Annotated in this window: 26 protein-coding genes; 13 read left to right on the plus strand and 13 right to left on the minus strand. The window is 36.8% G+C overall.

Going from position 1 to position 23,972, the window contains the following annotated elements:
* Positions 1 to 7 precede the first annotated feature (7 nt).
* Both NF867_RS01735 and NF867_RS01740 read left to right on the plus strand, forming a co-directional pair.
* Positions 8 to 1,225 (plus strand): acyl-CoA dehydrogenase family protein, encoded by a 1,218-nt coding sequence (locus NF867_RS01735; RefSeq protein WP_252585820.1) that lies wholly within the window; start codon positions 8 to 10, stop codon positions 1,223 to 1,225.
* A gap of 79 nt (positions 1,226 to 1,304) precedes the next feature.
* On the plus strand, positions 1,305 to 1,772 hold the full coding sequence (locus NF867_RS01740) for a GyrI-like domain-containing protein (protein ID WP_252585821.1): 468 nt from the start codon (positions 1,305 to 1,307) through the stop codon (positions 1,770 to 1,772).
* Positions 1,773 to 1,815: 43 nt separating this feature from the next.
* Here the strand turns inward: NF867_RS01740 and NF867_RS01745 are convergent, their stop codons facing one another.
* Complete coding sequence (locus tag NF867_RS01745) at positions 1,816 to 2,283, minus strand: RDD family protein (RefSeq protein WP_252585822.1); 468 nt, start codon at positions 2,281 to 2,283, stop codon at positions 1,816 to 1,818.
* Between the two features lie 409 nt (positions 2,284 to 2,692).
* On the opposite strand from NF867_RS01745, the gene NF867_RS01750 reads away from it, so the two are divergent.
* From NF867_RS01750 to NF867_RS01760, 3 genes are all read left to right on the plus strand, one after another.
* Complete coding sequence (locus tag NF867_RS01750; RefSeq protein WP_252585823.1) at positions 2,693 to 4,315, plus strand: ABC-F family ATP-binding cassette domain-containing protein; 1,623 nt, start codon at positions 2,693 to 2,695, stop codon at positions 4,313 to 4,315.
* A gap of 79 nt (positions 4,316 to 4,394) precedes the next feature.
* On the plus strand, positions 4,395 to 4,775 hold the full coding sequence (locus tag NF867_RS01755; RefSeq protein ID WP_252585824.1) for an SRPBCC domain-containing protein: 381 nt from the start codon (positions 4,395 to 4,397) through the stop codon (positions 4,773 to 4,775).
* A 370-nt stretch (positions 4,776 to 5,145) separates the two neighbouring features.
* The gene (locus tag NF867_RS01760) at positions 5,146 to 6,228 is read left to right on the plus strand and encodes a 3-oxoacyl-ACP synthase III family protein (RefSeq protein WP_252585825.1); all 1,083 of its coding nucleotides are present in this window, start codon (positions 5,146 to 5,148) and stop codon (positions 6,226 to 6,228) included.
* Positions 6,229 to 6,329: 101 nt separating this feature from the next.
* Here NF867_RS01760 and purE read toward each other — a convergent pair whose 3' ends face one another.
* The 3 genes from purE to NF867_RS01775 all read right to left on the minus strand — a co-directional run bounded on the left by purE (position 6,330) and on the right by NF867_RS01775 (position 8,748).
* On the minus strand, positions 6,330 to 6,866 hold the full coding sequence (purE, locus tag NF867_RS01765; RefSeq protein WP_252585826.1) for a 5-(carboxyamino)imidazole ribonucleotide mutase: 537 nt from the start codon (positions 6,864 to 6,866) through the stop codon (positions 6,330 to 6,332).
* A 58-nt stretch (positions 6,867 to 6,924) separates the two neighbouring features.
* Positions 6,925 to 8,067 (minus strand): 5-(carboxyamino)imidazole ribonucleotide synthase, encoded by a 1,143-nt coding sequence (locus NF867_RS01770; RefSeq protein WP_252585827.1) that lies wholly within the window; start codon positions 8,065 to 8,067, stop codon positions 6,925 to 6,927.
* Positions 8,068 to 8,190: 123 nt separating this feature from the next.
* Positions 8,191 to 8,748, minus strand: coding sequence for a YqgE/AlgH family protein (locus NF867_RS01775; RefSeq protein WP_252585828.1), 558 nt, complete (start codon positions 8,746 to 8,748; stop codon positions 8,191 to 8,193).
* A gap of 181 nt (positions 8,749 to 8,929) precedes the next feature.
* On the opposite strand from NF867_RS01775, the gene pdxH reads away from it, so the two are divergent.
* The 4 genes from pdxH (at position 8,930) to NF867_RS01795 (ending at position 12,817) form a co-directional block, all read left to right on the plus strand.
* Positions 8,930 to 9,586 carry a pyridoxamine 5'-phosphate oxidase gene (pdxH, locus tag NF867_RS01780; RefSeq protein ID WP_252585829.1) on the plus strand — a complete coding sequence of 219 codons (657 nt, stop codon included), beginning with the start codon at positions 8,930 to 8,932 and terminating at the stop codon, positions 9,584 to 9,586.
* 73 nt (positions 9,587 to 9,659) lie between these two features.
* Positions 9,660 to 10,160 carry an NADH-quinone oxidoreductase subunit C gene (locus NF867_RS01785; protein WP_252585830.1) on the plus strand — a complete coding sequence of 167 codons (501 nt, stop codon included), beginning with the start codon at positions 9,660 to 9,662 and terminating at the stop codon, positions 10,158 to 10,160.
* Between the two features lie 87 nt (positions 10,161 to 10,247).
* Positions 10,248 to 11,372: an NADH-quinone oxidoreductase subunit D gene (locus NF867_RS01790; protein WP_252585931.1), complete on the plus strand. Its 1,125-nt coding sequence runs from the start codon at positions 10,248 to 10,250 to the stop codon at positions 11,370 to 11,372.
* A gap of 83 nt (positions 11,373 to 11,455) precedes the next feature.
* Positions 11,456 to 12,817 carry an NAD-dependent succinate-semialdehyde dehydrogenase gene (locus NF867_RS01795; protein WP_252585831.1) on the plus strand — a complete coding sequence of 454 codons (1,362 nt, stop codon included), beginning with the start codon at positions 11,456 to 11,458 and terminating at the stop codon, positions 12,815 to 12,817.
* A gap of 100 nt (positions 12,818 to 12,917) precedes the next feature.
* Here the strand turns inward: NF867_RS01795 and NF867_RS01800 are convergent, their stop codons facing one another.
* Both NF867_RS01800 and NF867_RS01805 read right to left on the minus strand, forming a co-directional pair.
* Entirely contained in the window at positions 12,918 to 14,012 is a 1,095-nt protein-coding gene (locus NF867_RS01800; protein WP_252585832.1) for a S1C family serine protease, read from the minus strand.
* Positions 13,996 to 14,589, minus strand: coding sequence for an RNA polymerase sigma factor (locus NF867_RS01805; RefSeq protein WP_103788398.1), 594 nt, complete (start codon positions 14,587 to 14,589; stop codon positions 13,996 to 13,998). The genes NF867_RS01800 and NF867_RS01805 overlap by 17 nt, the downstream gene beginning before the upstream one ends.
* A 151-nt stretch (positions 14,590 to 14,740) precedes the next feature.
* Between NF867_RS01805 and NF867_RS01810 the strand changes: the two genes are divergently transcribed.
* Together NF867_RS01810 and NF867_RS01815 are read left to right on the plus strand one after the other, a co-directional pair.
* Positions 14,741 to 14,944 (plus strand): PG1828 family lipoprotein, encoded by a 204-nt coding sequence (locus tag NF867_RS01810; protein WP_252585833.1) that lies wholly within the window; start codon positions 14,741 to 14,743, stop codon positions 14,942 to 14,944.
* A gap of 285 nt (positions 14,945 to 15,229) precedes the next feature.
* The gene (locus NF867_RS01815; protein WP_252585834.1) at positions 15,230 to 16,294 is read left to right on the plus strand and encodes a PA0069 family radical SAM protein; all 1,065 of its coding nucleotides are present in this window, start codon (positions 15,230 to 15,232) and stop codon (positions 16,292 to 16,294) included.
* Positions 16,295 to 16,306: 12 nt separating this feature from the next.
* On the opposite strand, the gene NF867_RS01820 is transcribed toward NF867_RS01815, so the two are convergent.
* From NF867_RS01820 to NF867_RS01830, 3 genes are all read right to left on the minus strand, one after another.
* Positions 16,307 to 16,783: a DinB family protein gene (locus tag NF867_RS01820; RefSeq protein WP_341870022.1), complete on the minus strand. Its 477-nt coding sequence runs from the start codon at positions 16,781 to 16,783 to the stop codon at positions 16,307 to 16,309.
* A complete protein-coding gene (locus NF867_RS01825) occupies positions 16,768 to 17,223 on the minus strand; it encodes a hypothetical protein (protein WP_252585835.1) in 456 nt (151 codons plus the stop codon). Before NF867_RS01825 ends, NF867_RS01820 begins: the two co-directional genes overlap by 16 nt.
* 125 nt (positions 17,224 to 17,348) lie before the next feature.
* On the minus strand, positions 17,349 to 18,071 hold the full coding sequence (locus tag NF867_RS01830; protein ID WP_252585836.1) for a hypothetical protein: 723 nt from the start codon (positions 18,069 to 18,071) through the stop codon (positions 17,349 to 17,351).
* Between the two features lie 112 nt (positions 18,072 to 18,183).
* On the opposite strand from NF867_RS01830, the gene NF867_RS01835 reads away from it, so the two are divergent.
* Positions 18,184 to 18,660, plus strand: a complete 477-nt coding sequence (locus tag NF867_RS01835) for a hypothetical protein (RefSeq protein ID WP_252585837.1) — start codon at positions 18,184 to 18,186, stop codon at positions 18,658 to 18,660.
* A 451-nt stretch (positions 18,661 to 19,111) separates the two neighbouring features.
* On the opposite strand, the gene NF867_RS01840 is transcribed toward NF867_RS01835, so the two are convergent.
* The 4 genes from NF867_RS01840 to NF867_RS01855 form a co-directional block, all read right to left on the minus strand.
* Positions 19,112 to 19,894 (minus strand): hypothetical protein, encoded by a 783-nt coding sequence (locus NF867_RS01840; protein WP_252585838.1) that lies wholly within the window; start codon positions 19,892 to 19,894, stop codon positions 19,112 to 19,114.
* A 463-nt stretch (positions 19,895 to 20,357) separates the two neighbouring features.
* Positions 20,358 to 20,870 carry a hypothetical protein gene (locus NF867_RS01845; RefSeq protein WP_252585839.1) on the minus strand — a complete coding sequence of 171 codons (513 nt, stop codon included), beginning with the start codon at positions 20,868 to 20,870 and terminating at the stop codon, positions 20,358 to 20,360.
* 112 nt (positions 20,871 to 20,982) lie between these two features.
* On the minus strand, positions 20,983 to 21,573 hold the full coding sequence (locus NF867_RS01850; RefSeq protein ID WP_252585840.1) for an HD domain-containing protein: 591 nt from the start codon (positions 21,571 to 21,573) through the stop codon (positions 20,983 to 20,985).
* An 80-nt stretch (positions 21,574 to 21,653) separates the two neighbouring features.
* Entirely contained in the window at positions 21,654 to 22,610 is a 957-nt protein-coding gene (locus tag NF867_RS01855) for an ABC transporter substrate-binding protein (protein ID WP_252585841.1), read from the minus strand.
* Between the two features lie 168 nt (positions 22,611 to 22,778).
* On the opposite strand from NF867_RS01855, the gene NF867_RS01860 reads away from it, so the two are divergent.
* Positions 22,779 to 23,924 carry a methionine aminotransferase gene (locus NF867_RS01860; protein ID WP_252585842.1) on the plus strand — a complete coding sequence of 382 codons (1,146 nt, stop codon included), beginning with the start codon at positions 22,779 to 22,781 and terminating at the stop codon, positions 23,922 to 23,924.
* Positions 23,925 to 23,972: the final 48 nt, after the last annotated feature.

The raw sequence follows: 23,972 nt of genomic DNA on the forward strand, positions 1-23,972 counted from the left end.
ATCTATTATGTCGCTATTAACCGCAGATGATCAAAAAAAACGTTCGTCAAAACAAGACTTGTACGAGTCGCCGGATTACTATTTACTTGATGAATTACTAACTGAGGAACATAAGCTTGTTCGCAGTACCATTAGAGATTACGTAAAAAAAGAGATCTCTCCCATTATTGAAGAATATGCTCAAAAATCACAATTTCCACGTCAGGTAGTAAAAAGCCTTGGTGAAATAGGCGCATTCGGTCCAACTATTCCGGTTGAATATGGCGGTGGCGGTATGGATTATATCTCCTATGGAATTATCATGCAGGAATTAGAACGAGGCGATTCTGGTATCCGTTCTACTGCATCGGTTCAAGGTTCGTTGGTGATGTACCCAATTTATGCATACGGTTCGGAAGAACAACGACGTAAATATTTACCGAAACTTGGTTCGGGGGAATGGTTAGGTTGCTTTGGCTTAACAGAACCTGATTTTGGTTCTAATCCTTCAGGTATGATTACCAACATTAAAGATGCAGGTGATCATTACATCTTGAATGGCGCCAAAATGTGGATCTCTAATGCTCCATTTGCCGACTTAGCAGTTGTTTGGGCCAAAGATGAGCAAGACATTATCAGAGGAATGGTTGTTGAGCGTGGCATGGAAGGCTTTAGTACGCCGGAAACACACAATAAATGGTCATTAAGAGCCTCTGCAACCGGCGAATTGGTATTCGATAATGTTAAAGTTCCTAAAGAAAACGTATTCCCCAATGTGCAAGGATTAAAAGGACCTTTAGGCTGTTTAAATCAAGCTCGTTATGGTATTGCCTGGGGTGCATTAGGTGCAGCAATGGATTGCTATGATACGGCTCTGCGTTATTCAAAAGAACGCATTCAATTCGATAGACCGATTGGCGGTTTTCAGTTACAGCAAAAGAAATTAGCTGAAATGATTACCGAAATTACCAAAGGACAACTATTGGTATGGCGTTTGGGTGTATTGAAAAGTGAGAATCGTGCAACTGCAGCGCAAATTTCAATGGCAAAGCGTAATAGTGTTGAAACAGCATTGAACATTGCTCGTGAGGCGCGTCAGATGCTTGGAGGTATGGGTATTACGGGTGAATATCCAATTATGCGCCACATGATGAATCTCGAATCGGTAGTAACTTATGAAGGCACACACGATATACATTTGTTAATAACTGGCATGGATGTTACCGGTTTTAATGCTTTTAAATAATAATAGAACAGCATGGTTGATCATTATTATTTTTTAAAACGACCAATCATGCTGTTTAAACAACCATTGCAATATTTTCATGAGTAGTCAGGCAAATTATCTATTAACTCATTTTTCAGATTTCCTTTTTGTTGGAAAATCGATTAGAACTTCAAATGAAACCGCTGAAACTGATATAGGAAATTTTTGGATTCAATACATCAAAGAAAAATGGCTTAACTCAGTTGAATATAAAACGGATGAAAAAGTAATTGGTTTATATTACAATTATGAGGGGGATTTTACCAAACCATACACCTTTGCCATTGGCTGTAAAGTGGATAGAATCGACAACATCCCAGAAGGAATGATTAGTTTAAACATTCCTGCATCCAATTATGCCGAATTTATTGCGAAGGGAAAAATGCCCGAATGCGTAATTGATACTTGGGTAGATATTTGGAATTCGGATTTGGATAGAACCTATACTTTCGATATGGAAGTTTATTCTCCTCAATCTTTTAATCCCGAAAATGCGCATGTAGAAATCTTTATCTCAGTAAAATAACAAACTAAAAAAGGAACCTTCTCGGTTCCTTTTTCATTATCAACTATGATTGAATAATTGGTTGCTTTTTAACCACATAGGTTTTTGAAATTGAATCATGCCAACCCATTGGGGTAAATAGGAATGAGAAGGCTTCAAATGGTATCGAACGACAAAGTGTTCTTCCTAAAATCCTTAACACTCCTGGTTTTTCACCATAATCATTTACCACATGTGTGCGGGTAATTATCTTTCCTAATGTTTGTCCAAATACTGCTTCAGCAATAAAATAATACGCAAATGTTGCGACAGTATTGATAATTGTCATTTTAACAAACTGAGAGTCGTTTACTAATTGCTGAATAGTAGTGATCTTTGTCAAATCAACACCTGAATTTGGCATTATGAATGATAAGACCATTCCAATAAACATACTATCTATCAAATAATTTGCGAACCTTGTAGCTGAAGATGCTATATGTAAATCACTCGCAGACCCTTGCTTTTCCTTTTCTTCTAAAATTTCAGACATTTCCTTGAATAGAATTGAATTTTAACTGCAAGTTTAAGCAGCAGAATCCAAAGAACATACATCGATCTATTAAATAGCTGTAATATTTTTACTATCAGCTAAATTTCCGGATCACCTTTTCCAATGGTGATCTGTTCGAAGTGTCAATTATTGGAATTGCTCTTTCGGCATACATCGGCAATTGATTTGCCGGGCTTTTTAATAATGATCGATCAATAATGAAAATGCTCCAGACTTAATGTTTCAAGTTAGTACTTCTACTCTTAATATGTACCTTATTTGGTTCATAAGCAACAATTACTTAAGTATTTCATTTTCAATAACTAACATTCAATCATTATATTCTCAAATCTCAAAATAATTAAAAATAAAACTGGCTTTTCTCATTGAAAATTAAGACCTTTGCGCCATGATTGAAGTATCGAATTTATCGCTGAAATACGGAAAACGTGTTCTGTTTGAAGAAGTAAATGTTAAATTCTCGCATGGAAACTGCTATGGTGTAATTGGAGCCAACGGTGCGGGTAAGTCAACTTTCATGAAAATCCTTTCGGGAGAGATTGACCCTACTACCGGAAAAGTATTCATTACTCCAGGCGAACGTATGTCGGTTTTAAAACAAAATCACTTTGAATTTGATGAGTGCCAGGTGCTGCATACCGTTATGATGGGTAATAAAAAGCTATGGGATATTATGCATGAGAAAGATGCTATTTATGCCAAAGCAGATTTTACTGAAGAAGATGGAATGCGTGCCTCTGAGCTGGAAGCGGAATTTGCTGAAATGGAAGGATGGAATGCTGAAAGTGACGCAGGCTCGTTATTAGGTTCATTGGGCATTAAAGAAGAACTTCATTTTAAATTAATGAATGAGCTGAACGGTAACCAAAAAGTTCGTGTGCTGTTAGCTCAAGCTTTATTTGGCAATCCTGATATTCTATTATTGGATGAGCCTACGAATGACTTGGATGTTGAAACCATTAGCTGGTTAGAGAACTTCCTGGCTGATTTCCAGAATACCGTTATTGTTATTTCTCACGACCGTCACTTCTTAGACGCTGTTTGTACACACGTTGCCGATATCGATTTTAGTAAAATTCAATTATATACCGGTAACTACTCCTTCTGGTACGAATCAAGTCAGTTAGCATTACGCCAACGTTCTGATCAGAATAAGAAAATTGAAGACAAACGTAAAGAATTGCAAGAGTTCATCGAGCGATTCAGCGCCAATGCTTCAAAATCTAAGCAAGCAACCAGCCGTAAGAAATTACTGGAAAAACTTACCATTGACGAGATCAAGCCTTCAACCCGTAAGTATCCTGGTATTATTTTCAGACCGGAGCGTGAAGTTGGTGACCAGATATTAGCAGTTGAACATCTTTCTGGTTCTCATGAAGGTCAGACCTTATTCTCTGATATTAGTTTCATGGTGAATAAAGGTGATAAAATTGCCATTTTATCTAAAGACAGCTTGGCCATTACCAATTTCTTTGAAGTGTTAATGGGCAATAAAAAAGCTGATTCAGGCGAATTTAAATGGGGTATTACAACAACTCAAGCCTACCTTCCTTTAGATAACTCCGAAGAATTCAAAAGCGACTACAATCTGATTGATTGGTTACGTCAATACTCAAAAGAAAAAGATGAAACATATATCCGTGGATTCTTAGGCAAAATGCTATTCTCTGGTGAAGAAACATTGAAAAGCTGTAAAGTACTTTCCGGAGGAGAAAAAGTTCGTTGTATGGTATCTAAAATGATGCTGCAAAGCGCCAACGTTTTAGTATTGGATGAACCAACCAACCACCTTGACCTTGAGTCGATTACTGCATTCAATAACACGTTAAAAGACTACAAAGGAAATGTGTTATTCCACTCTCATGACCATGAGTTTATGCAGACTGTGGCTAACCGCATTATCGAAATTACACCTAACGGTGTTATTGATAAGTTAATGACTTATGATGAGTATCTTGAAAATGCTGATGTTAAAGCATTAAGAGATGAACTTTACGGAATTACCGCCTAAAAATAAACGAATGATCAACTGATAAGATTAAAAACCTGAAAACAGTTGGTCATTTTATATATTGATATCACTTAAATCAATGAAGGATATAAAGAAGTACTACCTTATTCATGCTAGTCCTGAAGAGGTTTATTTAGCCCTGACTAATCCATTAACAATTGAGTTATGGAGTGGGCATCCGGCAGAAATGACAACTGAACCTGGTTCCGAATTTTCGTTGTGGGGAGGTGATATTGCTGGTAAAAATATTGAGTTCGAAGAAAACAAAAAAGTTGTGCAGCAGTGGTATTTTGGCGATCAGCCAGAAGAATCAATCGTCACCATTAAACTGCATCCAGATAAACACGGAACATCGGTAGAACTCCGACATACCAACATTCCGGAGTCAGAAGTTGAGGATATGTTGTATGGCTGGAATAACTATTATTTCGGCGCCATTGAAGATTATTTTGATGAATAAACAGAAGAGATTCAATGATCAATACATAAACAGGAAACCTGCTAGCATAGGTTTCCTGTTTTTATTTGGCGGATATTTAAATTTCAGGTTGGACATCGGCTGAATTAAGATCAAAGATTTTTCAACTCATACATAATAAACCCTTATTTACAATCCATATTTAACCTTTTTTACCTATTATTGATCTAATTAATCGGCAGTATTTAAAAAATTACATGTATTGAACATCATAATTTATTTCCTTAAGAGCACGCTCTATGGTTTTTCAATGCCTACATTGCTAAACAGTTAAAATATAATTTAAACAAAGTTTTTAGACCAAATACCGGTTTAGTATTTTACTATACTAAACTATTTTAAATATCATTAGATGCAAGTGCCACAAACTGTAATAACCGGAACCGGATCATTTATTCCTTCGCTCATAAAAACAAATAGAGATTTTGCTGCACACGATTTTTATGATGAGAAGCAACAACTTATCGATCAACCACCGGCAGTAATAGCAGAGAAGTTTCAACAGATAACAGGTATTGCAGAAAGAAGATACGCTACTTGTGAGCTTAATTCATCAGACCTTGCCATTTTAGCCGCCAAAGAGGCCATCGAAGATGCAGGCATTGACATGGAAACTATCGACCAGATCATTGTTGCACACAATGCTGGAAATATAATTAAGCATACCAACCAAACCGATCTTATTCCTTCATTGGCAAGTCGTATCAAACATGGTTTAGGAATCAAAAATCCTTCGTGTATACCTTATGATTTAATATTTGGCTGTCCGGGATGGTTGCAAGGGGTTATTCAGGCTGATGCCTTTATAAAAGCGGGTGTAGCAAAGAAATGCTTAGTGATTGGAACAGAAACACTAAGCCGCATGATCGATATTTATGATCGTGATAGCATGATTTTCTCCGATGGAGCCGGTGCATGTATTGTGGAAGCAGCCGAACCTAATGAAACTCCTAGAGGTATCCTGGCAAGCAGCGTAATTAGTCATTGCACTGATGAGGTCGACTTTTTATACATGGGCAAAAGTAATTTCCCAGGCAGCGACCCAAGAGTTCGATATATAAAGATGAAAGGTCGCAAAGTTTTCGAATATGCGATGAAACACGTTCCTGCAGCCATGAAAAACTGTTTGGATAAAAGCGGAGTCGATATTAAGGATATCAAGAAAATTTTCCTGCACCAGGCAAATGAAAAGATGGATGAAGGGTTCACCAAAGAGCTATTCAAACTTTATGGAATAAAAGAAATCCCGGAAAACATTATGCCTATGAGCATTCACAAACTTGGAAACAGCTCGGTTGCTACCATTCCTACGCTTTATGATTTGGTCAGAAAAGGAAAATTAGGAGAAGAGCACGAGGTAAATGAGGGGGATGTGATTTTATTTGCATCAGTTGGTGCAGGAATGAATATCAACGCAGTTTGTTATCGTGCTTAACAAGTAATTATTTGGCCTTAAGTATAAAAGAGCGGCTGCCTCATATATGAGGCAGCCGCTCTTTTATACTTATAATAAGAAATTCGTAACCCGAAATAATCTTATGGATGCATATTCAGTTTATGTTCCAATACTTTCTTATAGCCCAAACGATCGATCTTATCAACGTTGGTTAACACCTTGTCACGTAATTCATCTTTATAAGCTTTTAACTTATCAGCTACAGCCTGATCAAAAGCCCCTACAATATTTGCAGCTAAAATACCAGCATTAGCGGCTCCATTTAAAGCCACTGTAGCAACTGGAATACCAGCTGGCATTTGAAGGATTGACAGGACAGAATCCCAGCCATCAATTGAATTACTTGACTTAACCGGAACCCCAACAACAGGTAATGTAGTAATTGAGGCTACCATTCCAGGAAGATGCGCTGCTCCCCCTGCGCCTGCAATAATTACTTTTAATCCTCTTTCAGCAGCTTGTTCGGCATATTCAATCATGCGGTGAGGTGTGCGGTGAGCCGATACAATTGTCAACTCGAAAGGTATTTCAAACTTCTCTAATATTTCTGCAGCAGCCGACATCACTTTTAAATCTGAATCGCTGCCCATTATAATTCCAACTAGTGGAGTGCTCATAATTTATTGTTAATAGTTAATGATCAGTAGTGAACAAAAAGTTCACTATTAATCAAATTTATGCTTGAATTTTAAATGTGTCTTTTACAATCTTGGCCTTCTCAAAGGCATTATCCAAATTATGATCAATGATGGTTACGTGGCCCATCTTACGAAATGGCTTGGTAATCTTCTTTCCGTACAAGTGAAGATAAACGCCATCAAGTTTAGAGATCTCATTAATGCCTATATATTTGGCTTCCCCTACGAAATCATCTTCACCTAAAAGATTTACCATTACGGCTGGTCGACGTAATTCAGTGGAACCTAATGGGAGATTTAATATTGCTCTTAAATGTTGTTCATATTGAGAGGTAATACAAGCCTCTATTGTATGGTGACCGCTGTTATGCGGACGAGGTGCCAGCTCATTTACCAATACTTGGCCGGTTTTGGTAACGAACATTTCAACGGCCAGCAATCCAACGATCTTTAGCTTTTCAACAACATCAGTAGCAATTTCTTTGGCCTTTAATTCAATTTGTTCATCAATTTTGGCCGGAGTAAATAAAAGCTCTACGAGATTGGCTTTGGGATCAAACTCCATTTCAACCACATCAAAGGTTTTAATCTCCCCTGCGGCATTACGAGCTACCAAAACGGCAATTTCCTTATCAAAATCAATTAAATCTTCTAAAATACTTGGCTCATTAAACGACTTTGGCAAGTCGTCAATAGAATTTATTTTAAATACTCCCCGCCCGTCGTAACCTGCTTTGCGAAGCTTTTGAACAGCAGGGAATTTTTCCTCATAATACTTAAGCTCTTCCCTGTTCTGGATTTTCAGATACGGAGATGTTGGAATATTATGTTCTTTATAAAAATCTTTCTGAAGTCCTTTATCCTGGATCAGTTCAATAATATGTGGCTGAGGGTAAACTGTTACTCCTTCTGCTTCCAATCGTTTCAGCGCTTCCACATTTACATTTTCAATCTCAATGGTAATTAAATCGAGATGACGACCGAAATTATAAACAGTATTATAATCGTTAAAACTGCCCAGATGAAAATTTTTACAGAAAAAGCTACATGGAGAAGCGGGGTCAGGGTCTAAAATCGAAACATCTACACCGTAATTCATTGCCGGTTGAAGTAACATTTTACCTAATTGGCCACCGCCGAGTATACCTAGTTTGAAATTTGATGAATTAAATGTTTTCACTCATTTGGGATTAATTCTTCAAAAATAGGAATACAATTTTAGAAGTACGATTTTAACCGGTCGATTTTGACAGTTAGATTAAAAATAATAGGTTTATGATATAATGAGTAACCTTTTTACATACTAATTAAATCGCGGATTCTCAGGAAAATTCACTATCATGGCAAATTTGTCGCCCAAACTTTTAATTGCATGCGCCCATAACGCCCGGTCATTATCTCCAAAAATAAACTCCTTTTTCGATTCCGCAACCAGCCAGGCATTTTCACTAAGCTCATCTTGCAATTGGGTTTCACCCCAACCCGAATATCCGATAAAAAACCGTATCTCACTTTGATCAACCTTGCCTGCCTGAATCATTATCTTCAGAAGTTCAAAATTACCTCCCCAAAATACACCGTTCCCAACCGGAACACTTCCATCCAATTCTTCAATGGTATGAATGTAATGTAAACTATCATTGCCAACCGGTCCTCCAATATATACTGGAAACTCAGTATCATCTACTTCATCAACTAAACTATTCAAGGTAAGATCGGTCTTCTGATTCAATACAAACCCAACACTTCCTTTCTCATTATGCTCAGTGAGGTACACTACTGATCGCTTAAAGTTGGGATCAGCCATAAAAGGTTCGGAAATCAATAACTTTCCGGCGTCAGGTTTTATATTGTTTAACATAAAATCAATTTTAGATTAAAAAATTTCTTTAGTCATGATAAAGACGTAGAGATTAATTTTATATCGATACGGAAGCTACATTTAAAATACAAAAAAACCTGAAATTTTCCGAACATAAAAAGCAGGTGCATTTAATGACCTCCGTCATTGTTATCAACTAATGAATAGCTAATTTTGTTGTATGAACCTCGAAAAAACTACCTTAGAGAATTTGCGCCAGGAATATAGCGCAAAATCATTATCAGAGAATCAGGTTAATCCGAATCCGTTCACCCAATTCGACATTTGGTTTAACGAAGCAATGAATTCAGGCATTCTTGAGCCTAATGCACTTACGCTGGCAACAGCAACTCCTGAAGGGAAGCCTTCTTCAAGAGTAGTTTTATTAAAGGATTTTTCTGAAAATGGATTTACATTTTACACCAATTACAATAGTAGAAAAGGGCAAGAAATGGCGGATAATCCGTATGCCTGTATTTCATTCTTTTGGCTTGAACTTCAACGCCAAATAATCATTGAAGGAAAAATCGAAAAAGTTTCTACCGAAGAATCAACACGATATTTTCAATCAAGACCTAAAGGCAGTCAATTGGGAGCTTGGACCTCACCTCAAAGTGAAATTATCAACGGACGTGAAGTTTTGGAAAATAGACTTGATGAACTTGAAAAACAATACGCTAATGAGAACGTATTGCCTAAACCGGATCATTGGGGTGGCTATTTATTAAAACCTACAAGCATTGAGTTTTGGCAAGGCCGTCCAAGTCGCTTGCATGATCGTATTCAATATGTTTTGGAAAACAATAACGAATGGAAGATTCAACGCCTTGCGCCCTAATTTCAATAACTCAATCTTACTAATACCTACAAACTCTATGGTGAAACAGTAATTTATTTTATTTTTGAAGTGTATGGACTTTACTGAAATAAAGCGGCTGTTAATAGAAAAGTTTGGCGAAGATGTTATTGTCAACGAACAAACCGAGGGTTTACAACCATCATTAACTATTCGACCTGAATTGATTGCTGATGTTTGTCTCGAATTAAGGGACAATGAAAAAACCTATTTCGACTTCTTATCTTGCCTTTCGGGTGTTGATTATGGGGTTGAACAGCAAAAAATGGGGGTGGTTTATCATCTTGCCTCCATTCCTTATAAAAAACAGCTGACCCTTAAGGTTGAAAAAGAATTTGACAGAAGCTCCGATTCTTTACCTTCTTTTCCAACTGTGTCGAACGTTTGGCGAACCGCCGATTGGCATGAGCGTGAGGCATATGATCTTTTAGGGATTGATTTTGAAGGGCATCCTGACCTGCGCCGTATTCTTCTACCCGACGACTGGGAAGGTCATCCATTAAGAAAAGATTATAAAACAGCTGCTGAATATAAAGGAATCAAGATTGATTATTAAAAAATCAATTAACCCTCAAATTAATTAAAATTGACAACTGCACTCGAAAAATATTACCATAAAATAAATAACCTGAAATCAGAAGAAATGATTCTGAACATGGGGCCCCAGCATCCATCAACGCATGGGGTTTTACGTTTAGAGTTAATCACTGACGGAGAAATTGTTGTTGAAGTAATACCCCATTTAGGTTACCTGCATCGTTGCTTTGAAAAGCATTGCGAGTCCCTCACCTATCCGCAAATTATTCCGTACACCGACCGTATGGATTATCTGGCTTCAATGAATAATAATCATGCCTTCGTAATGGGTGTTGAACGCATGCTTGGCATTGATAAGGATATCCCTCGCCGGGTTGAATATATCAGGGTACTGGTCTGTGAACTTAACCGCATAGCATCTCACCTGATTGCAATTGGCACTTACGGAATTGACATTGGAGCCTTTACTCCTTTTTTGTGGTGCTTCCGTGATCGCGAGCACATTATGAATCTATTGGAGTGGGCATCTGGCGCTCGTATGCTTTACAATTATTTGTGGGTGGGTGGATTATTTTATGATTTGCCCGTGGGCTTTGAAGAACGCTGCAAAGAGTTTATCGATTATTTTAAGCCTAAAATGGTTGAGTTGAATGAACTTTTAACACATAATAAAATATTTATCGACCGCACTGCCAATGTGGGAGTTTTACCACTTGATGTAGCGATCAATTATGGTGTTTCCGGACCAATGCTTCGGGGATCAGGTTTGAAATATGATCTTCGCCGGATAGATGAATATTCAGTCTATCCTGAAATTGAATTTGATATTCCCATTGGTAAAGGTGAAATGGGTAGCGTGGGCGACTGCTGGGATCGATACAAAGTTCGAGTTGATGAAGTTGAACAATCGGTAAAAATAATTGAGCAATGCCTTGAGCGATTAACCAAAGAACTTAAACGTGATAAAGAGTTTGACCCTCGCGCTAAATTACCTCGCAAATGCACACCAAAGGCCCAAGATTTTTATGTTAGGGCCGAAAACCCCAAAGGTGAATTAGGATTCTATTTTATTGCCGATGGGAAAAGGGAAATTCCTTTCAGGGTAAAATCAAGAGGACCAAGCTTTAATAATTTATCAGTTTTACCTGAAATAGCTAAAGGATGTATGATTGCCGACTTAATTGCCATTTTAGGGTCAACTGATATCGTTTTAGGTGAAGTTGACAGATAAATTTAGATTTTAAGATGATGATTTTAGATTCCACAAATTAGGCTAATGTCATTCCCTTCAATCTAACTTCTAACTAAATTTCTATGCAATCGATAAATCCTTTGAACGGTGAGATAATTCGAAATTATACCAACCATACCATCGAAGAAGTGACTAATAAAGTTGAGGCTGCACATTTGGCGTTTCAACAATGGAGAATCACATCTTTCGAAAATAGATCGAAATTATTAGTCCAACTTGCCAATGTTTTAAGAAAAAGAAAAGACGAGTTAGCTGTTTTAATGGCAAACGAAATGGGTAAGCCTGTAGCACAGGGAATTGCGGAGGTAGAAAAATGTGCTAGTTGCTGTGAGTATTATGCAGAAAATGGGCCCGATTTCTTAAATGATCAATTAATAAAAACGGAAGCTCAAAAAAGCTATGTGAGCTTTCAGCCAATTGGAGTTGTACTGGCTATAATGCCCTGGAATTTTCCATTTTGGCAGGTTTTCAGATTTCTTTGCCCTGCATTCATGGCAGGCAATACGGCTGTATTAAAACATGCTTCCAACGTTCCAGGCTGTGCATTGGTTATTGAAGAACTGATTAACGAAGCCGGATTCCCCAATGATATTTTTCATACCCTCCTGATCGACTCAAAAGAAGTTGATAAAGTAATCGAGCATCCTTTCATAAGTGCTGTTACCTTAACCGGAAGTACTGAAGCAGGAAAAAAGGTGGCTGCAAAGGCAGGAAGTTTGATCAAGAAAACAGTTTTAGAATTAGGCGGAAGTGATGCTTACCTGGTTTTAAAAGATGCCGATGTAAAGAAAGCCGCCGAAACTTGCGTTACTAGCCGATTAATTAACAGCGGACAAAGCTGTATTGCGGCAAAACGTTTTATTGTTGTAAAAGAAATCGCTGAGGAGTTTATCGGCCATTTTAAATCGATAATGGAACATAAAAAAATAGGTAATCCATTAGAGAATGGGATTGATATTGGACCATTAGCTCGAATAGATTTAAGAGACCAATTACATCAACAAGTTCAAAAAGCTATTGCAAACGGGGCTAAATGTATTTTAGGAGGTGAAATACCTAAAATGGATGGTGCGTTTTATACTCCAACTATTCTAACAGAAATTACTGCTGAAAATCCGGCTTTTTATGAAGAGTTTTTTGGACCAGTTGCCCAAATTTATGTAGTGAACGATGAGGATGAAGCTATTAAAATTGCCAATAGTACATCATTTGGCTTAGGAGGCGCTGTTTTCTCACAAGATAGTAAACGCGCTGAGCATATAGCAAACAATGAACTTGAGGCTGGATCGTGTTTTGTAAACGCCTTTGTAAAATCCGATCCTCGCTTGCCTTTCGGAGGAATAAAAGAATCGGGATATGGCAGAGAACTAGGCTTATTTGGAATTCATGAATTTGTCAACATTAAAACGGTTTATATCTCCTAACCATCTGTTTTAATGACCAGATAAAACAAAAAGGCCAGTTAAATTAACTGGTCTTTTGCACTCAAAAATAGGTATACGAATTTCTTCTATATAAAATCTTTTAATTGTAAACTTTAACCATGTATACGTAATCTTGCAACTTCTTAATCTGCTGAGTACGTGATAAACCTGAAAGTGCATTCTTCTTATTTACAGTAATTTTGCTCTTCAATGAGTCTTGAGGTATTGAATTGATAAACTTCAGAATGCTTTGTGAACGCACAGCAAATGTAGCTCCTTCTGTAAGCGTTTGTTTTCCACTGATCACCCCTACCACATTTCCTTTACTATCCACTAATGGACCTCCGCTGTTACCCGGATTGGCAGGAATTGAAACCTGGTAAGCAATTGTATCGCCTCCAAAACCGGTTGCTGAACTCAAATAACCTTTCCCATATACCATTTCATCACGAGGGAAACCTAATGTAAACACTTCTTCCCCTAAATCAGATTTTGACTTTTTAAAGGTATAAGGTAAGGAACCGAATGAATTAAAGGCAGGGTCTTCAATTTTAAGAACCGCCAAATCATAGGCCGGATCACTATAAACCGTTTTCACTTTGAAAGCATCACCTTTTTCGTTTTGGATATAAATTGAATCAGCACCATTAATAACGTGGTAATTGGTAATCAAAAATCCGTCGCTGCTTAGTACAAAGCTAGTTCCACCAAAAGTACCCGGAGCTGCAGGCATTCTCGTATGAGATTTATTGCTATTAATATTGCGAATCAATGCGTTTTGAGAACGTTTGATCGATTCCATATCACGACGTAATGCGCTGTAAGTTGAATTTTGTTTACCCGGATTAGTAATAAATAAGGTACCAAACACCGTTAAAATAGCAACGGAAGCTGCCACTGCAATGTTTGCCTTATATTTTCTGAACAATTGAATGATCTTTACTTCTTCAGGCTTAACAGCATTTTTAATCTCTGCAACATTAAGCTCCGAATGAAACTCATTAAGCTGTGCCTTTAGCTTTCTGCGATTGGCTACCGCTGTGAGTTTATTCATAAATTGTTCCTGCTCCACCACTTTATGGTCTAAGTCAGCATCCTCTTCACGTAACGAATCGAATTGCTTACGTTCAGCAACTGTCATCTCCCCTTTCAGGTAGCGTTCAATTTCGTTAGCTAAGTTAAGATCTCCGTACATAAACTTCCTCTGTTTTACTATTAGATTGAAAAAAGATCTTCTTCAATCGCATTAAACACTTATACTTTTGGTTTTTTGCGTTTTCGGCATTCGTGTAACCAAACTTTTCAGCTATGTCCTGCATCGATTGATTATGGAGATAATAATCTTCAATAATCGTTTTACAAGGTTCGCCAAGCTTAGAAAGTGCCCCTTCCATTAAGTTCAGTTGGGCATCTTTTTCTTCATGGCGCTCAAGATCTTCTTCGATCGGAAGGAATTCTTGAAAATCGGTCACACTACCTGCGCTGCGGCTCATCAGTTTTAAACGTTTAAGCCATAAACGCCTGCACACTGAGTAAATAAATGTTTTTAATTTACTATTAAGCTCAAAAGAACCTGCTTTAATTTTATCATACAAAACGATGATCGCTTCCTGATAAATATCTTTTGCATCATCTTCATCGCCATTATTATTTAATACGAACTGTAAGATTGAAGGAAAATGCTGTTTGTAAAGTTGTCGCAACGCATCTTCTGAATCATTCAGTATCCCTGCAATTAGCTCGCTATCCGATGAATATGAATCCTTTATCACTCTGTGCTATGGTTAATACGTTTAATTGGAAATGGTAACCCAATATTAGGAAAAAAAATATTTTAAAAAATTTTTCATTTCGATGGGTTACCTTTTAGAACTAGGGGTATTAAGAGCAAATTGAATCTTAAAAATTTTAAACTAAAACAAAATGAAAAAAGTATTTGCTTTAATGTTAGCTGCTGGTGTATTTGCAGTTGTTGCTTGTGGTGAAGGTAAAAAAGCTGAAGGTTCTGCTGATTCAGCTCAAGTTGATTCAGCTGCTGCTGTAGTTGATTCAGCTGCTGCTAAAGTTGACTCAGCTGCTGCTGTAGTTGATTCAGCTGCTGCTAAAGTTGATTCATTGAAAAAGTAATTAATTCTTACTTAATTAGATTGGCCGTCTCGTTTTTAACAGGACGGCCTTTTTATTTGCTACCTGCCCTGCCTGTTACTTCTAGTTTTATTGGATCAATCTAAAACTTCTTTTGAAAACCATTCAATAATGCCGTTCACATCATTAGTCCCGCTTTCCATTCCAAGTCCTTGCGCCTAAAATAAGAACATATCATTACGTCCTCCCAATAGCCGGGATACACCTGAATTTGCAATCTTTCTGTTTTCCATATTTTTATACTAAATTTTTTAGTATTTTTATTGAATGGAAAATGATTATTTCAAAGGAAGAGGTGCTCAGCTAAACACTAAAAACCCCTACTTAAAACTCGAATACGTTACTGAACACATTGAAGGACTTGATGAACCTTTGTTGGAGAATTCGGCTACGCAGTTATTCAAAGAATCTGCTAAAAAAATTGTCAACAAAGTTGAAAGTCCGGATTTGCCTTTAATGTATTCACTCAATCCTTACCAGGGTTGTGAACATGGCTGTATTTATTGCTATGCCCGCAATGCACATCAATACTGGGGGTTTAGCGCTGGACTGGATTTTGAGCGAAAAATAATTGTAAAACATAATGCAGCGGCATTACTCGAAAAGAATTTTCAGCATAAGAGCTGGGAGCCTAACCCAATCCTGCTTTCAGGCAATACCGATTGTTATCAACCGATTGAACGAAAACTGAAAATCACCCAATCGCTGTTAAAGGTCTTTTTAAAATACCGAAACCCGGTTAGCATTATTACCAAAAACAATTTGATCTTGCGTGATTTAGATTTGCTTGAAGAACTCAACGCATTAGACCTTGTGCACGTTAATATTTCGATCACTTCATTAAATGAGTCATTACGCCAAACCTTAGAACCTCGTACCGTTACCGCAAAAGGAAGATTACAGGTAATTGAAAAACTAGCGGAGAAAAATATTCCGGTTAGAGTTATGGCTGCTCCAATCATTCCTGGCTTAAACAGTGAAGAATTACCGGAAATTATTAAAGCCGCAGCAGACGCTGGCGCAAGTGATGCAGGCTTTACCATTGTCAGGCTAAATGGCGCTATTGGCGACTTGTTTACCGATTGGATCACTAAAAACTACCCAGATAGAGCAGATAAAGTATTAAATCAAATAAAAGAATGTCATGGAGGAAGTTTGAATGATAGCCGATTTGGAGTAAGAATGGCTGGAGAGGGAAAAATTGCCGAGTCAATAAAAAAACTATTCAGTCTTTCAGTAAAGAAATATATGGGCGGCAGAACAATGCGTCCGTATAATACCACCCATTTTATCAATAACTATAATCGCGATGAACAACTGTCTTTATTTTAAAAGAACTAGTTTCTAATCATAATCCACCAGTTGATGTAAGTGGTGCTCTAAATGAGTTACATAGTCGGTGCAAAAGAACTCTAAGGAATATACCTGTTCATTAGCCGTCTTACATTCGCGTTTTAGATCATCTTCCGAAAGAAAACTCATTAAAAACGCAAGGTGCTTATTATAGTTTACCCAAAACTGAATTAATTGTTTTGGGTCCATTTCGTTATAATGACTTAGTTCATTCCATTTGTTTTGATCGTAAAAGATCGTTGGAACATCTTCGTATCTCGCCCTGACAAAGCGGTGATGATTATTGGCCGCACTGTCAATTAAATGGCCCAACAATTCTTTCTTACTCCATTTTGCCGGGTTAGATTTAATTGCAAAATCTTCAGCAGAAATTTTCTGCAGTCGATCAGGAATAATATCACATAAATAAAGTAAACGGGTTATAGATTGTGTAATAATTGTCTGTTTAAAATTTATTCTATTAATAATCGGCTATCATTTGAAATGTCGGTTCTTTTATCGAAATGAAATTCCACATACTTGGCATCATCCTTCTCCCCTTTCACAGCTACTTTAACCCTACCCATTTCTAAACTATCACTATCAAATGCCTTCGCGATTAAAAATCCGTTAAATTTTTCATTAAAAATAACATAAGCCGTTAACACATTATCAGTACCCGATGTATCACCTGATATACTTGTTTTGCCAAAGGCGATTCCATTATTCTTTAATCGTTCACTAATTTCAATTTTTGGTTGAATGGATTTTTCAACCCCCGTCTTAACACCGCTGCTAAATTCACCGATAGCTTGCCCGGCCGCATCACCGGTTTTATTTATTTTCTCTTTGATCTTATCTGAAGAACAAGAAGTAACTATTAAAATTGAAGTGATAACTAATAAGTTCTGTATTACTACTTTTTTCATTTGGTATTATCAATTTATTTCAACGTAAAAATAATATCATTGGTTGGTTTTCTTCCAAAGCCCCTCTTCAATATCTTCCCCGAATACTTAAAGCATCGAAATAAGCCTCTCTTTGATTTAATCTTCTACCAAGGTAAGTCAATATAAGTACGAACCTTAACAGGTTTATTCTTTATTCTTGCAGGTTTCCAATCATTTTTAACTTTATTAATTATTACAAGAGACAAAGAATCCCTAATTGGATCCAATTTTTGATACAATCTAATATTGAAAAGGGAGCCCTTTTTATTATAATCCACAACTAGTATTACATGCCTATATTGATGAGTTAGACTTAGTTTTCGTTGATAATCTTTTATCGATGTATTAATATAATTATCAAATACATCCTTCCCTTTCCGATATTCAGGCATATCGTCAGCAAACCAGTACAGGTCTTTCTCAATCTGTCCTGGTTTCAAGCGTTCAACCCGATATTTTGTTATCGAATCCAATTCATGATAAAAGTCTTTTCCAAAACGTTTAAAAATTACTGAATCGCTCAAATGCTTAGAATAACCATTCCATTTTTCAACATATGGAACGCTAATTAAACGATAATTTTCAAACAAGATATTCCTGGAAATAAAACTAGCATCAGGGGTTAAGTTCGTATCAAGATGATTAAAGCAAATCAAATTTCCTGATTTACAATCGCTATAAAAGTATTCCCTTTGATAGTATAAGCTCGAATCTGCTGGAACTGATAGTGGAATACTGTCAGCACTAGGTTCTTTCTTAGATCCAGTTCTTGTACAAGAAAGAATCAAACAAATACAAAGACTTAAGAATAACCACCAACTTTTCATAGCTAAACATTTTGCTCCAAACGAAGATATAATTTAACTATTAATATATTTTCATATCTTACTATAACATTTAGAAAAACATATTTTAAAACATCTAATTCATCTTTTACCCATGACAGAAAACAAAATTTCTATCTCCATTCCTATGGATGATTTCAATGCTGCTTTGAGCAAATTGCAAGAAGTTCAAACCCTATTAGCGCCTTATTTGGTAGCCCTTTCGTCTGACCAGCGTATGTCCTTACCTAAAATGGGCGACAAAACTTTTTCGTTTGTTGAAAAATCAATGCAGTTTGCCCAATCGAAGCCTGAACTGATGCCCGGGTTTATTGATTTAACTGAATGGCAAAAGGATGTTAACGGCCGCAATCAACTAGACCAGTTATTTAGGTTAGTGGAGCAGTTAGCCAGCAATATTGATGATACGTCCTTGCTTTGTGGAAGTGATGCTTATGTGTCTTCATTAGGTTTCTATAATTCGATAAAACAGGCAGCCAAGATGAATGTGCCCAACGCTAAACCTATTTATGACGAATTACAAAAAAGGTTTCCCGGAAGGCCCACAGCCAAACAAGCTGAACCTGTTTAACATTAGCAAAGCCTGGGTCCAAACCCGGGCTTTGTTCCTTTTAACTACCTTTTACTACCTACCTCGTACTAATTTCTCCTCCGGTGGTATTAAAAAGTACCTCATAAGTATTAAGCCCTCTAATTGAGGTACTAAGTTGTAGCTTACTAGTAGTAAGTTCTCCCTTTTAGGTAGTTAATAGTACCTGCCTAAGACTAATTAGTACCTCAGAGGTACTAATTAATACTTCAGAGGTAGTAATTAGTACCTCTGAAGTACTAATTTCTCCTTCCAATGATATTCCTTGTTATTTCAGGATACTATGCAGAAAACAACGATCCTATATTGCTCTCCATTATAAAACAACAATACCACCCTGTTTACAAAGGTGGTATTGCTGTTACATTTATCACTTCTCATCGGGTCACAAACCCTTGTAATCATTTGCAGTTTGAAGAGACGCTACGCTAACTCAAACAACGCCGGGGGCCATTTTACTCAATGCTTCATCTCCAATAAGAAACTTCATTTCATCAACAACGTCATCTCTATCTCTATCTTTTGCATTAATGTTAACAGATACTTTAGATGTATCAATATTGATTGATATCAGAAATTCACCTGATTTATTGCCTATCTGCACTATTTCATTTGACAACCATTTTATCTTAAAAAATATTTGCTCAAGTATATATGGCAGATAAGCAATTTCACCTACATATATCTGTTTATTATTTTTCGTACTAAGATCAAATACGCTTAAATAAACCTCTGAGAGAGGAAGATCAAATTTTACAACCAATTGAGAGCTAATCCTTCTTTTTTTATTTTCTATTTCTTTTGTCAATGGAACCAATTTCCTTTTTACTAGCTCATTGATATCAGAAAGTACATCATTTAAAGAAGGCAACCCAGAATTATTAAATAGGTAATTCAGAGAATCATTTGTTATTTCAGACAAAAATAGAATTCGTTCATCCAAGGTCGACTCTCTAAATTTTCTTACATTAAATTCTCTCTTTAGTACACTCACCGGCTCACGTTTATCCCCTTGTATAAGCAATAAATCTGATTTTAATATACCATCGTTTTCGTCAAGCAACTGAATAACAAACTTCCTGGTAAAATTAGTATTCACGACACCAATCTTTATTAAAAACCATTTTGTTACGTAATTTGCTATTAGATTAAACTCTTTATTAAAATCTTTGGAACAACTTATCCCTAAAGAAATCTGTATGTTTATCAACTTCATATTATAAATGAAATGTAGGATAATGTCTGCCCAAACCAGCTCTGCAAAGGTTATCTGAAGTCTTAGCGCAGCGAGAATCATATCGCAAATAAAACCCGGGACTTTGTCCGACTGACTCCACCTAATTCTAACTACGTCACAAACGCTAATTCTATTCTCATTGCATTATGACTTTCGACTACAATCGGTCTTGCTGTTACTTTTATCGCTTATCACCGGGTCTAAGACCCTCGGTATCATTTGCAGTTTGAAGAGACGCTATGCTAACTCTTCAAACAACGTAGGGTCTTGCTGTTACTTTTATTGCTTATCATCAGGTCAAAGACCCTCGGTTTCATTAGCAGTTTGAAGAGACGCTACGCTAACTCTTCAAACAACACCACTGAACACTTACAATAACAAGTAGTCAAACAACACTACTCACACTTATACCATAAAGGGTATACTTAATTGAACATGCATTTTAAACACAATACCATTCAATGGTACTAATATCAACCAATTCAATATTTGTAATTCGATTGATCGTCAAAAGTTGAGTTACCCGCTCAGTGCAAAAAATATGTAAAGTTTCTTTTGGACAAAAAAAATCTGCCCCATCCCATGTCTCACTTTCAAACTCATATCCTGTAACGAATCCTGATTTTCTAGGTCTATTTAATTCACCACATTTACCTAATACTTGAAAACCATAATATTTTTCATTTCTTCCTTCAATAACAATTTCATAACTATTCCAGCCTGTAATTCCAGCTTCTTTCAATATTTTATATACTCGTTCAGAAATTGCAAAATTGAAAGGATCTTGAAAATGAGCAATATCATATAATTTTTTTCCTTCACTGACCCTTACTACAAATGGTCCTTCATAAGAATATTTACCAACCATTAAGTCTTGATCATTATACTTATTCAAAGATTCTACTAATATCTCACCTTTCTTCTGAGCCCATTGAAAACTATAAAATTTATCCATAATTAAAATCCGAACTTCTTCATTAATGCCCCCGGCTCTTATAAGTGTTCACGCAGTGGTCGTTTATAAGTTTAAATAAAACTGAAAATTTCGTCTGGCCAATAGCTGTAAATTATTTCTTCAAAATCCCTTTTTCAACGCAATCATTCAGCAAATTTTCAGAATAGCCCCAAATAGCTTTTGACCCATCATTGATGACCTTTTTCTTATCATAAACCTGTTGATAGTCGACATTGAACTCTGCCCAGGTTCCACCTTTATTAGAAGCATTCTGAAGCAATGGTTCAAACCGGTCCATACTTCTGGCAAACTTAGCTTCATTGGTTTTCCCCTCTTCAAATTCCTCCCAAATGGCAATAAACTCTTCAGCTTGTTCCCTAGGTAACATTCCAAAAATTCGTTTAGCTGCAATTAGCTCCTCTTTGGTATTGCTATGATCTTTTACTGTATCATAAATAAATGTATCACCGGCATCAATTTCAACAATGTCATGGATCAACACCATTTTCAACACTTTAAGAACATCTACTGGCTCATTAGCATGTTCGGCCAATACAATGGTCATCATGGCTAAATGCCAGCTATGTTCAGCGTCATTTTCGTTTCTATCACTATTGAAAAGTTTCGTCCTCCGCTGAATATATTTAATCTTATCAATCTCCTTAATGAAACTGATTTGCTTTAATAAATTTTCGTTTTCCATCTTTTCAAATAGTTTTAGAACTCCAATTGTCAATAGAAACAATTAGTAACATGGCGAAAATTAAATGAAGAAGTACACAATTACTTCACCTCCTCAAACCCTTCGCCTACCTGAATACCAAACTTAGCAGCGGCCTGAGCGTTGAAAACGCGTTTGCGCACTTTTACCAGTTCGGGTTTTAAAGTTTTAATATTTGGATCTTTCAAATAGGCTGCTGCCTGCTCTCCTGCCTGAAAACCCCATTTATACAAATCGGCTCCATAAGCAGCTACAGCTCCACGCTTAACCAATCCGGCTTCGCTCGTAAACACCGGCACTCCGGCCTTATTACAACTCTGCAAAATAGTTTCAAACGAGGCAAAAACCGTATTATCGGGCAAAGCAAAAAAAGCATCTACTTTTTTGGCCAATAATGATTCAACAATCAGCTGGGTTTCGGCCGAATTATTAGCCGGTAAAACTTCCAGTTCAATCCCCAATGCTTTTGACTGTGCTACAATCCGATTGTAGGCGTCTACCGACTGTGGTTCCGATTGATTATAAATAGCAGCCAGTTTTTTAACCGAAGGCTTTAAGGTTTTGATAATAGCAATGGAGGTATCGATATAATTCAGGTCTTCATACACTCCAAACAAATTACCTGGAGGATTCCCCGACTTATCTGTTAAACCAGCCATTTTCGGGCTCGAAGAAACCATCATAAAAATTGGAATTGTTTTTTCGCGCTGGGCGGTTGTTATGGTTGGAAGGGTGGCATTAGTAGCAATTAACTCCACTTTTTGGCTAATAGCATAGTTTATCCCCTGGATTAAGGTTGGAATACTGTTTTGCGCATTGCTGTATACAATGTCAATATTTTTCTTGTCTTCAAAACCGTTTTGTTTCAAGGCATCATAAAAACCTTGTTTAGCCTGGGCCAGTGTGGCGTCTTCAAAAGCATCAACGAAAGCAATTTTTCGCAAACCCGATTTACTTGTATTAGAAGTACATCCGAATAAAAAAATAATAGCACTGAGTAAAAGAATTCCTTTTTTCATACTTAAATAATATGTTTTTTATAGTTTTAGGCTGATTATATTTTAGGCTTAATTGATGGATATCATTTTAAATCGATATAATTCTGACTTGCTTTGCTCAATAAACTGCCTATAATCGTTGCAGTAAAGATAGTTTTTGCACATTTAAATTTTCAACCGCTTTCAAGTATGATTGCAATCAATTCGAAATTGCCTAATGTAGGCGCGTCCATATTTCCGGTGATGACCGGCCTTGCTAATGAATATAAAGCGGTTAACCTGGCGCAAGGTTTTCCCGACTTCCCTACTTCGCCAAAGCTTATCAGTCTAGTAAATGATTACATGAAAAAAGGAATGAATCAATACGCGCCGCCTCCTGGTATTTTGCCATTGCGTGAGCGAATTGCCGAAATGACCTTTAACCTTACGGGAAAATCTTATAGTCCTGATAAAGAAATAACGATTACTGCTGGCGGTACACAAGCTATTTACTCTGTAATTGAGGCTTTGGTTCGCGAAGGAGATGAAGTGATCATTTTCGAACCTGCTTACGATTGTTATGCTCCAAATATAAGAGTACACGGCGGTATTCCTCGTCCTGTTGAGTTAACCCCTCCCGACTATAAAATTGATTGGGAGAATGTTAAAAAACTGATCTCGCATAAAACCCGAATGATTATGCTGAATACTCCGCATAACCCAACGGGCACAATTTTGAGCAAGAAAGATATTGACGAACTGATCAAAATAACGAAGAATACCGATATTTTGATTTTAAGTGATGAGGTATACGAGCACATAATCTTCGATGGACAAACCCATCACAGCATGGCTAAATATCCTGTATTGGCTGAACGGAGTTTAATTGTTTCATCCTTTGGAAAAACATTTCATACCACGGGCTGGCGCATGGGCTATTTATTAGGTCCTGATTATTTAATGGCCGAAATACGAAAACTACAGCAGTATGCTGTTTATACCTGCATTACTCCTATCCAGTATGCTATTGCCGATTTCATGGCTTCTCCGGAACATTACCTTGAAGTAAAATCAATGTATCAGGAAAAGCGCGATTACTTTGCAGGTTTAATGAGAAATACTCGTTTTGATCTGTTACCCGTAGCTGGCTCTTATTTCCAAACAGCCCATTACAATAAAATTTCTGAAGAGGGTGATTATGATTTTGCGGTTCGAATTACCAAGGAGTTCGGGGTAGCCACCATTCCTACTTCAGTATTTTATACCAGCAATGCTGATCATAAGGTAATACGCTTTTGCTTTGCTAAAACTGAAGATACATTGCACCGAGCAGTTGACAGATTGATGAAGATATAGAAAGTTAATAGTTAATGGTTAATAGTTAATAGTCCATGGTCAAGAGAT

The organism is Solitalea agri, from assembly GCF_023914155.1.
Taxonomy (GTDB): domain Bacteria; phylum Bacteroidota; class Bacteroidia; order Sphingobacteriales; family Sphingobacteriaceae; genus Solitalea; species Solitalea agri.